At 36.7% G+C, this 11,436-nt stretch carries 10 protein-coding genes; 3 read left to right on the forward strand and 7 right to left on the reverse strand.

What is annotated here, in order from left to right:
• Window positions 1-93: 93 nt before the first annotated feature.
• Window positions 94-1,722, forward strand: a complete 1,629-nt coding sequence (groL, locus tag B8977_RS00540; RefSeq protein ID WP_084015329.1) for a chaperonin GroEL — start codon at window positions 94-96, stop codon at window positions 1,720-1,722.
• A 97-nt stretch (window positions 1,723-1,819) separates the two neighbouring features.
• Here groL and B8977_RS00545 read toward each other — a convergent pair whose 3' ends face one another.
• From B8977_RS00545 to panC, 7 genes are all read right to left on the reverse strand, one after another.
• On the reverse strand, window positions 1,820-3,232 hold the full coding sequence (locus B8977_RS00545) for a phospholipid carrier-dependent glycosyltransferase (protein WP_084015330.1): 1,413 nt from the start codon (window positions 3,230-3,232) through the stop codon (window positions 1,820-1,822).
• A 2-nt stretch (window positions 3,233-3,234) separates the two neighbouring features.
• Window positions 3,235-4,326: a redox-regulated ATPase YchF gene (gene ychF, locus B8977_RS00550; RefSeq protein WP_084015331.1), complete on the reverse strand. Its 1,092-nt coding sequence runs from the start codon at window positions 4,324-4,326 to the stop codon at window positions 3,235-3,237.
• A 294-nt stretch (window positions 4,327-4,620) separates the two neighbouring features.
• Entirely contained in the window at window positions 4,621-5,976 is a 1,356-nt protein-coding gene (radA, locus tag B8977_RS00555) for a DNA repair protein RadA (protein ID WP_084015332.1), read from the reverse strand.
• An 8-nt stretch (window positions 5,977-5,984) separates the two neighbouring features.
• Window positions 5,985-6,614, reverse strand: coding sequence for a hypothetical protein (locus B8977_RS00560; RefSeq protein ID WP_084015333.1), 630 nt, complete (start codon window positions 6,612-6,614; stop codon window positions 5,985-5,987).
• A 25-nt stretch (window positions 6,615-6,639) separates the two neighbouring features.
• Window positions 6,640-7,629 carry a lysylphosphatidylglycerol synthase transmembrane domain-containing protein gene (locus tag B8977_RS00565; protein ID WP_084015334.1) on the reverse strand — a complete coding sequence of 330 codons (990 nt, stop codon included), beginning with the start codon at window positions 7,627-7,629 and terminating at the stop codon, window positions 6,640-6,642.
• Window positions 7,629-7,979 (reverse strand): aspartate 1-decarboxylase, encoded by a 351-nt coding sequence (gene panD / locus B8977_RS00570; RefSeq protein WP_084015335.1) that lies wholly within the window; start codon window positions 7,977-7,979, stop codon window positions 7,629-7,631. Before panD ends, B8977_RS00565 begins: the two co-directional genes overlap by 1 nt.
• Window positions 7,980-8,016: 37 nt before the next feature.
• Entirely contained in the window at window positions 8,017-8,859 is an 843-nt protein-coding gene (panC, locus tag B8977_RS00575) for a pantoate--beta-alanine ligase (protein WP_084015336.1), read from the reverse strand.
• 105 nt (window positions 8,860-8,964) lie between these two features.
• Here panC and B8977_RS00580 point away from each other — a divergent pair, with 105 nt between their 5' ends.
• Window positions 8,965-9,780, forward strand: coding sequence for a glycogen/starch synthase (locus B8977_RS00580; RefSeq protein ID WP_084015337.1), 816 nt, complete (start codon window positions 8,965-8,967; stop codon window positions 9,778-9,780).
• 11 nt (window positions 9,781-9,791) lie between these two features.
• Entirely contained in the window at window positions 9,792-11,435 is a 1,644-nt protein-coding gene (locus B8977_RS00585) for a DUF4270 domain-containing protein (protein WP_084015338.1), read from the forward strand.
• The last annotated feature ends 1 nt before the right edge of the window (window position 11,436 follow it).

The raw sequence follows: 11,436 nt of genomic DNA on the forward strand, positions 1-11,436 counted from the left end.
TATTTCGTTTCAGGTTCCAGGTTTCATGTTCAAAGTTTCCTGCCCTGATTTAACGTTAAACTTTGAGCTTCAAATAATAAACATTCATAAAAAATGGCAAAAGATATCAAATTTGATGTAGAATCAAGAGACGCTTTGAAAAGAGGTGTCGATGCATTGGCAAATGCAGTTAAAGTTACATTAGGACCAAAAGGTAGAAACGTAGTTTTGGAAAAATCATTTGGTGCACCACATGTGACCAAAGATGGAGTTTCTGTAGCAAAAGAAATCGAATTGGCAGACCCAATCGAGAACTTAGGTGCGCAAATGGTAAAAGAAGTCGCTTCTAAAACCAATGATGTAGCGGGTGACGGAACGACAACTGCAACCGTTTTAGCGCAGGCAATCGTTCGTGAAGGATTGAAAAACGTAGCAGCAGGTGCAAATCCAATGGATTTGAAACGCGGAATCGATAAAGCTGTAATCGCTGTAGTTGAGAATTTAAAATCTCAGTCTCAGGAAGTTGGTGACAGCTCAGATAAAATCAAACAAGTAGCTTCTATTTCTGCGAACAATGACGATACAATCGGTTCATTGATTGCTGAAGCTTTTGCGAAAGTAGGTAAAGAAGGAGTAATCACCGTTGAAGAAGCAAAAGGAACCGATACTACAGTAGATGTGGTTGAAGGAATGCAGTTCGACAGAGGATACCAGTCCCCTTATTTCGTGACGAATCCTGACAAAATGGTTGCTGAATTAGACAATCCATACATCTTATTATTTGACAAAAAAATCTCAAACTTACAAGACATCCTTCCAGTATTGGAGCCGGTTGCACAATCAGGTCGTCCGTTATTAATTATTTCTGAAGAAGTAGAGGGACAAGCTTTGGCAACTTTGGTAGTAAACCGATTGAGAGGTTCTTTGAAAATCGCTGCAGTAAAAGCACCGGGGTTCGGAGATAGAAGAAAAGCAATGTTGGAAGACATTGCAATTTTGACAGGCGGTACAGTTATTTCTGAAGAAAGAGGATATTCTTTGGAAAATGCAACTTTGGATATGTTGGGAACAGCTGAAAAAGTTCAGATAGACAAAGATAATACAACGATTGTCAATGGAGCAGGTGATGAAGGTCAAATCAAAGCACGTGTAAACGAAATCAAAGCTCAGGTTGAATCTTCAACATCCGATTACGATAAAGAAAAATTGCAGGAGCGTTTGGCTAAATTGGCCGGAGGTGTTGCGGTATTGTATGTAGGAGCAGCTTCTGAAGTAGAAATGAAAGAGAAAAAAGACCGTATTGATGATGCATTGCACGCGACAAGAGCGGCTGTAGAAGAAGGAATTATCCCAGGTGGTGGAGTTGCTTATGTAAGAGCTTTGTCATCTTTGGAAAACTTGAAAGGAGACAATGCGGATGAGAATACAGGTATCAGTATCGTACGTCGTGCGATTGAAGAGCCACTTCGTCAAATTGTCATCAATGCAGGTGGAGAAGGTTCTGTAGTGGTTGCGAAAGTGAAAGAAGGTACAGGAGATTTCGGATACAATGCGAAAAATGACACCTACGAAAACATGTTGGAAGCAGGAATCATTGATCCGACTAAAGTTGCGCGTGTAGCTTTGGAAAACGCGGCTTCAGTTTCAGGTATGTTAATCACGACTGAAGCAGTTATCACAGAAATCAAAAAAGATGAACCAGCGATGCCACCAATGGGAGGCGGAATGCCGGGAATGATGTAATTCTTTAATTAGAATTAGATCTATACAAATTTAGAAGCGGGCAGAAATGTCCGCTTTCTTATTTCAGGAAATTGGTTCAGAAGTAGAATGTTAATGCTTACTCTAAACCGTCTGGACGAGAATACAAATTGACAAAAACACCTAGTTGTGAAAAAGACTTTTCGAGTTTCCATGTATTTCTCAAGGTATTGATGTCTTCATCAGACGTTTCATTCTCTATGTTGGAAAGGATCACATATTTATTTTTAGAAAGATCCAATTTAGAATATTTAGTTAAAGGAGCAGTTTTTAAATCGATATATTGAGGCTCGTTAAGATTTAAATTAGTACCCACCTCAGTTTTGTCCAATTCTCTTTCCAAAACATAGTCCTGCATCTTGTTTTTCAATGGAAAATAATGGAGGTAGGCAAAGGTTGTATCCCAAGCTTGTGAAATTGTCGCAGGCCAGATCCACAAATGACCTGTAAGAAATCCGATTGCTGCAATGGTCAACAATGCTTTTTTCCATAAATGCTTTTTGACAAAACCAAATACCAAATTCAAAAAAAACAAAGTAGCTATCAAAAAGCAAATCATATAATAACGAGGTCCCACAGGATTTGTCATAACTATAAACAGTCCGCTGAAAACACAAAAAAATACAGAAAAAGTGATTATTAGTCTTTTATTTTCATTTGAAATTCTAACCCATTTTTCGCTTTTGAATAGTTTTAAAATTAAAAACCCCAAGGGTAAAAATAAAAAGATGCGACCCGTTTCCAGAAATCCTTTTCCGATTGCAGCAGTATTTTTGACCATTTGAAAAATACCGGATATTTGTCTGTGTTGATGTCCCGGTGCTTTTAAAAACCATCCTAGGACAGATTGCTGATAGGTGAGGAATAATGTAAATATAATCAAAGGCGGAAGGTAAGAAGTCCATAAAAATTTCTGCCTATCTTCTTTTAATTTAAAGTAATAATACAAAAAATCGATGAGCAACAATGAAACAAAAATGCTGCTTCCTCTAAGATTGGAAAACAATACTCCTGTTAATGCAATTGTATAAATTATTCTTTGGTTCTTATAAATTGAATTCAATCCCAACAATGTAAAAAACAGTAACATAATATCATTGTTTATAATTGTGGTTTGAGTAAGTAAGGCAGGTTCGATCAAAACCAGAATTAACGCCCAATAAGGAACGCTTTCATTCTTATTAGATACAATAAAACGAATCAGCTGCCAAAATGCAGCGATATTAAAAACCAATAATAAAAACCGGCTGATTGCTATGGTTCGTCCCCCTATTTTCCAACTCAACGCAAGAAGAGATTCCCATAAAGGCGGATGTCCGGAATTAAATTCCGTAGGGACTACAAATTGAGAAAAATTATTATTATACAACCATGTTGCCCTTACAGATTTTGAAACAGCATCCCAAAAAAAAGGAACTTTCATTGTGACAAGATAAAGTACAATTAAAAAAACGGTAGAACCGATTAAGAGTAACTTATGCTGTCTTTCCATAATTAAACGTTAAATAAGAAATGCATCACATCACCATCTTGTACGATGTAGCTTTTTCCTTCAACGCCCAATTTCCCTGCTTCGCGGCATTTCGATTCCGAACCATAGGTCACGAAATCATCAAATTTAATTACCTCCGCACGGATGAATCCTTTCTCAAAATCAGTATGAATTACCCCTGCAGCCTGAGGACCTGTAAATCCTTGCTTGATAGTCCACGCACGAACTTCTTTCACACCTGCCGTGAAATAAGTCTGAAGGTTCAGCAAATTATAAGCAGAGCGGATCAATCGGTTCACGCCCGGTTCATCCAATCCCATTTCTTCCAAAAACAATTGACGCTCTTCGAACGTTTCCAGTTCCGTGATGTCAGCTTCAATTTGCGCTGCCAAAACCAAAACCTCAGCATCCTCATTTTTTACCGCTTCCTTCACTGCGTCCACATGCGCATTTCCATTCTTCACAGAACTTTCATCTACATTACACAAGTATAAAACAGGCTTGAAAGTGATTAATTGTAAATCAGAAACTATCTCTTTTTCATCATCAGAAAAATCCATTTCACGCACATTTTTTCCTTGCTCCAAATGTTTTTGGATTTGAGTCAAAATATCAAGAATTTCGATTTCTTTTTTATCACCAACTCTCGCTGCTTTCTTAGATTTTTCCATGCGTTTTTCAACCGTTTCCAAATCTTTCAATTGCAATTCGATATCAATCGTTTCCTTGTCACGGATTGGGTTGATAGAACCATCAACGTGTGTGATGTTTTCATTTTCGAAACAACGCAAAACGTGGATGATGGCATTACACTCACGGATGTTCCCAAGAAACTGATTTCCCAGACCTTCACCCTTGCTTGCACCTTTTACCAGCCCCGCAATGTCCACAATTTCTACAACCGCAGGCACCACACGTTCCGGATTCACCAGTTCCTCCAATTTGTACAAACGAGGATCAGGAACAGAAACCGTTCCCACATTTGGTTCGATGGTACAAAACGGATAATTAGCCGATTGAGCCTTAGCATTAGACAAACAGTTAAAAAGCGTTGATTTCCCAACATTCGGCAACCCGACAATTCCACATTTCATAATTCTGTGATTCTAAAAAATTTCGTGCAAAGATAAGGTTTAGTTCGCAAAGTTTTTAAAGTTAGTCAAAGCGAAAAGATTTGAAAATTAATTTATTGTCAATCTGAATTTGTAGAAGATGGGCGCGTAACGTTGCGACTCCAATTAAATTATAAATTTAGCATTCCGTGCAACGGCAACAGGTTATCGGCACTCACATTTCCGTTTTAACGGAAAAAGTTCAAATAAAAGCCTCTATCCTTCACTCGGGATTCGTTTTTTTAATTAGGGGTTTAAATTAAACATTACGAAAAATTAAAACAAAATCTTAATCAAATCACCGACTTTCGCGACGGTTTCCACTCGGATTTGATAATCAGAAGTTTTAATTTTATTGTATTTCGAAACAAAAATCACGTCATATCCCAATTTCTCTGCTTCTAAAATTCTTTGCTCCACACGGTTGACCGCACGGATTTCACCGCTCAAACCAACTTCACCTGCAAAACAACAATTATCAGGCAATGAAACATCCATATTTGAGGAAAGAATTGCACAAATCACAGCTAAATCAATTGCCGGATCATCAACTCGAATTCCGCCAGTTATATTTAAAAAAACATCTTTGGAACCCAATTGAAATCCGGCACGTTTTTCCAAAACCGCCAAAAGCATATTGAGTCTTTTGGCATCAAAACCCGTCGCAGAGCGTTGAGGTGTCCCATATACTGCCGAACTTACCAAAGCCTGAATTTCAATCAGCATCGGACGAATTCCTTCCAAAGTCGCAGCAATTGCATTTCCACTAAGCGATTCATCCTTTTTCGAAATCAAAATTTCCGATGGATTTTTCACTTCCCGCAATCCGCTTCCCTGCATTTCATAAATTCCGATTTCTGCAGTAGATCCGAATCGGTTTTTATTCGCACGTAAAATTCTGTAAATGTGATTTCTATCGCCTTCAAATTGTAAAACCACATCGACCATGTGTTCCAAAATTTTAGGTCCGGCGATGACTCCTTCTTTGGTAATATGTCCGATCAAAACCACAGGAACATTCGTTTCTTTGGCATAACGAATTAGTTCAGAAGTACATTCGCGAATCTGTGAAATGCTTCCAGGCGAGGCTTCCACATATTTTGTGTGCAAGGTTTGAACAGAATCGACGATAATGAGTTGAGGTTCGATTTCCTGTGCATGTTTAAATATTTTCTGGGTATTGGTTTCGGTCAAAATGAAACATTGATCGGATTGAATTCCGATTCTCTCAGCACGCAATTTGATTTGCGAAGCGCTTTCTTCGCCCGAAACATATAAAACTTTGGTCTGCGTCAAATGCAAAGCCACTTGTAGCATCAAAGTAGATTTTCCAACCCCAGGTTCTCCACCGACCAAAACGACCGAACCGTTTACAATTCCACCGCCTAAGACGCGGTTGAGTTCATCATTCAAAGCATTAATTCTCGTTTCACCGATTTCCGAAACGTCTTTTATGTTTTGAATGGTGATGGTTTTTTCTTTGTCAGTTTTCCACGGTTTTTTTTCTTCTGCTTTGTCGATTACTTCTTCCACAATGGTGTTCCATTCGCCACAGGCTTTGCATTGACCCATCCATTGGCTGGTTTGGGTGCCGCAGTTTTGACAGAAAAAAGAGGTTTTTGTTTTGGACATTTTGATTATTATTTTAGCAAACCGTTGGCTCTAATTTGTTTAACTATTTTTTCGATTTCATCCGGAATGGTTCCGTCAATCAACCAGTGAATATTAAATCCGTTATCGATGGCTGTTTTTTGAAGGTTTGAATTTTCTAATATTAAATTTCCAATTTCTTCCAGATCATCTTTGAATTCAAGAAAATAATCTTCGTGAAGTTTTTTAATTAAAATTAAAATTTTAAACATTCTCGCCATTATTCCTATATAGAATTTTCGGGATTTTTGATAATTGAATGAGCTGAGCTTTTGTTTGTTTCTTTCCAAAATTTCTTTGATGATATAAAGATTGAGTGAAATTTCGCCTAATTTATCCTTTGTTGTAAAAACATGTTCATTGATTTCACCGCTCATAGAACGGATTTCAACATTCAAATAATCTGGCGTATAAAAATTTTTGGAAACTCGTTCGATTAATTTACTCAATCTTTCTTTGGTTTTTTCTCTCTCTTCTTCCACAGTAGAATCACTCACCAATTCGAATAAGAGACGGTTTGCCAATGGTATGTCTTTTTTGAGTAAGCGTAATATCAACCGGTCTTTTTCTATCGATGGAAGTTCACTGATTGCTTCCTTGAATTCTTTGGGGAATGTCATTTTTTGAATTAAGTTCAATCCAAAATTAAGCCTTTTTTGGGGAAGTTTTAGAGATGTATAAAATTGAAATCAACCCAAAAATCAAAATTGAAATGATTTGAGCGAAATAAAGAATGAGTCCGAAGTAATTTCCGACCGCTTTTCCTTCTTCTGCGGTTTGTCCGTGCGACAAATAAATCGCGGCAAAAGCCATACTCATTACGTACGGATAACCCAGCCCGCCGACAGCAGGCAAAATCATGCCCAATGCACCGGAAACGATTAGAAAAAATCCTTCTCCCAAACCAAAATGTTCGGTCGCCGGAAATGCAAATAAAACCAAATAAGTCATCAGAAAATAACAAATCCAAATTCCAACGGAATAAGCGACAAATAATGTTCTTTGCTTTAATTGAAGGATGGATTTGAATCCGATCCAGATTCCTTTTAAAAATTCAATTCCCCTTTGATAAATTTTTAAATTCCTGATTCTGTTACGAATGAGAAAAAAAATGAAGCCAGCTAAAACAAAAATTCCAATCAAAATCAAAAGTCTTCCAACAGGAAATTTTTCTCCCATCGAAAAGAAAGAAAATAGTGTTTTTGAATTAAAAATGAATGTCAAAAGAGAAAACAATCCTAAAAACAAAAGGTCAATGACTCTTTCCAAAACAATTGTTCCGAGTGATTTATCTGCAGGAACTTTTTCCATTTTGTAAAGGGAAGTGGCGCGTGCAATTTCTCCGCTTCGCGGAATCGTTAAATTCATAAAATAGGCAAATGAAATTGCCCAAAATCCGCTTTGTGTTTTGATGGGATGACCAATGGGTTCCAAAAGCAATTTCCATCTTGCGGCTCTGAGCCAATACGAAACGATACTCAAAATCATAGAAGCAATTATCCAAAAATAACTGGCTTCTTTGGCAGCTTCTTTGAGCACGCCAAAATCGGTTGCTTTTATGGTAAGTCCTATGAATAATCCGGCAAGCGCGATGGCTATAATTGTAAAAATGAGCTGACCGGTTTGAACTTTCATCAGTTCAGAAGATTGGTCTCTTCATTTGGAAACACAATCGTCGGCGGGTAATTTTTAGCTTGTTCTATATTAACCAATCCGTACGCAATGACGATAATTTGGTCTCCGACCTGAACTCTTCTAGCAGCAGGGCCGTTGAGTGTGATTTCGCCTGAACCTCTTTTCCCTTCTATGATATATGTTTCAAAACGTTCTCCGTTTTGGATATTTACAATCTGTACTTTTTCGCCCACAATCATTTTTGCGGCATCGATCAAATCTTCATCAATGGTAATGCTCCCGATGTAATTCAGCTCAGCACCTGTAACCTTGATACGGTGCAATTTGGAACGGACAATTTCTATCATCATAACGGCTGCAAAGTTAAGCAGATTTAGGGAAATGGAATTAATTTAATGATATATTGTCGATTAAGCGGATTTCTCCGGCAAAAACAGCGATGAAACCACGTAGATTTTTATGATTTTCCTTTTCTGAAGCAGGAGCAAGTGTTTTTTCCTCTGCAATTTCGAAATATTCCAATTCCAATTTTGTTTGGTTAAATTTTTCTTGGACGAAATTTTTCGTTTCTGCAATCGAATTTAATTTCAGAAATTCTTTAGCCTCGGATAAAATCTGATAAATTTTTGGAGATTCCTTGCGCATTTCCTTTGTAAGACGCATATTTCGGGAACTCATTGCCAATCCGTCATTTTCTCTCATAATCGAAACAGGAACGATTTGAACGTTTAAATTTAATTTTTTAACCAATTCCTGAATGATCCTCAACTGCTGAAAATCCTTTTCTCCAAAATAAGCTTTGTCTGGTTCAATGATTTCAAAAAAACGATTGACAACTGTGGCTACACCGTCAAAATGACCCGGACGAAATTTGCCTTCCATTTGGTGTTCAATTCCATCAAAGGAAAAAATTTCAGATTTTTCACCTTCGGGATAAATATCTTCGACTTTCGGAAAAAAAATTGCATCACAACCTGAATTTTTTAGAATTTCGATGTCGGCTTCTTCAGTTCGCGGATATTTTTTTAAATCTTCTTTATTATTGAATTGAGTTGGATTTACAAATATGGATACGATTGTAAAATCATTTTGTTCTACAGAATCTTTAACCAAAGAAATATGACCGTCGTGAAGCGCGCCCATGGTCGGCACAAATCCAATTTTGTTGTGCAGATTCTTTTGGTTTTGAATCAAAGATTGAAGTTCGCCAAGGCTTTTTATAAGAATCATTTATTGTTAATATAAATATAAAAGAAGGCAAAAATAACACACCTCCGACAAATTACGGAGAAATTTTGTATCTTTGTGCACTATTTCAAGCAATTAATTATATCTATGGATGGAAAGCGAATACTGTATGTAACTACTGAAATGATTCCATACTTTTCCGAAAATCCGATGTCGATTCAATCATTAAAAATCCCTAAAGCTATGAGTGATAGGGGAGCAGATGTAAGAATTTTTATGCCGAGATTTGGGATAATTAACGAAAGAAGACACCAACTACATGAAGTTATAAGACTGTCTGGGATGAACCTAATCATCAACGATATGGATCAGCCTTTGATTATAAAAGTAGCTTCTGTTCCTGGCGAAAAACTTCAAGTTTATTTTATAGACAACGAAGAATATTTCAAAAGTAAAAACGTTTACTTTGACAAGGAAGGTGCGCTTCTGGAGGATAATGATGAGCGAGCAATTTTCTTTGCAAAAGGTGTTTTGGAAACAGTTAAAAAACTGAACTGGAAGCCGGATGTGGTGCATGTGATGGGTTGGATGACCAGCATGGTGCCTGCTTACATAAAGGAATATTATGCAGATGATTCATTCTTTAATGAAGCAAAAGTTGTGGTTTCTTTGTTTGATAATTCTTTCGAAGGAGAACTAAATTCTAAAATCGCGGAAAAGTTGGCTTTTGATGGAATCAATGGAGAAGTTTCTGAATTGCTCTCCAAGCCGGATTTCGAAGCGGTTACCAAATCTGCCTTGAAATATGCTGATGCCGCTGTGAAAGGAGAAGAAATCATTCCGGAAGCGATTACCAGCTATATCCAAACTGAAAATATTCCTTTAATGGAATACTGTCCGGCAGAAGGTATGAGCGAAGCATACGAGCTTTTCTATGCGGAGGAATTAATGAATCAAAATTAATAATACAATCAATGAAGAGATTTTTTAACGTAGTTGCAGGAGCGATTGTAGTTTTATTTACACTTTCGATAGTTTCCTGTGAAGATGATATTTCCAATGTAGGAAGCGGATTGCTTGACAGTGGTTCTACTGCCAATGTGATGTATGTAGATTTAGTTGCGTATAATACAAATTCAGATTCCATCAGATCTGATGAAAAGGTTTTGCAAAATGCCATCTTAGGTGTTTATGAAGAACCAGTTTTTGGAAGAACAAAAGCCAGATTTATTTCTCAAGCACGTTTAGGGACTGTTAATCCTGATTTTGGGGGAAATCCTGAAATGGATTCTGTTATATTGAGCATTCCCGTTTATTACAAAACTGCTGAAGCTGATATTTCGATAGATACTACATATTTATATTTGGCAGAAGGTGAGGTCCCTACTGATACAGCAACTATGCGAGTAAAAAGAACGTATAAATTAGATTCTATTTACGGTCGCACAGATTTGCCAATGACTTTACAAGTAAGAGAAGTGGGGGAATATTTGTATTCTCAAGATTCAGTTTATTATTCCAATAAAACAAAACCCGGTTGTAATAACTGCTGGGGAAACATTAATGACATAGAAGTAATTCCCTATGTAATTAATCCTGAGCCTGCAATTGTTACCAATCAGGTTAGAACTTATCAGGTCAAAAAGAAAAATGAAACAACTATACAGGCGCCTACAGTTGCTATATCAGTTAAATTAGATAAAAATTATTTCAAACAAAAATTCATCGATAATGGAGGTTCCAATCTAAATGATCAGGCATCATTCATCAGAAATCTTTTCAGAGGGATTGAATTAAGTGTTGCAGAAGAACAAGGTTTTTTATTTAATTTTAATCCTAACGCAATGTCTTTGACAATGTATTATACATATGACAATCCGACTGATGATACAGGCAATGAAAACTATGAGGCAAGACTGCAGAAAACTTTAGGACTCTCATTCACAAGCTTATGGGCATCGACACCTGGATTTAATGTACAACTCAGCCAATTTGAACATACCAATAGAAGCAACCAGTTTGTAAATTCTTATACAAACCCCAATACAGTTTCAGGCGATAGCCGATTGTATCTGAATGGTTTAGACGGAACGAAATCAGTTATCAAATTTAATCAAGATCAATTAAATCAGATTCGTCAAAATGTACTTGAAAACGATTGGGCAGTAGTAGGAGCAGAACTGATTCTGCATGTAGATGATAGCTATAACCTTAAAAAACCGCCTTATCTATTCTCATGGAATCAATATAAGGAAGAAGATAAAGTGAAAAATCTAAATTTCACAGACCTTACGGAATTCTATAACAGCTATCCGCTTTCAGTACAATTTAATCCGATGTACAATTACAAGGACAATCCTAAAACTTACATCATTAGGATTACAGATTACATAAAAAGCATTGTAGAAAAAGATACAATATACGAAGAAGGAAGTATGATTCTAAGCATGGGTAACTTTTTGTTAAATCCAACAAACAGCTATACGTCTATTATAAGTGGAAGTGATCCTTTTGCCAATAACAGAGCATTTAATCCACATAGAATTGTATTGCATGGAAATGCAACCGAACAACAAGATAAAAAATTACAACTTAAAATTTACTATACTAAAAAATAAA

The organism is Moheibacter sediminis, from assembly GCF_900176425.1.
In the GTDB taxonomy this organism is placed as follows: Bacteria; Bacteroidota; Bacteroidia; order Flavobacteriales; family Weeksellaceae; genus Moheibacter; species Moheibacter sediminis.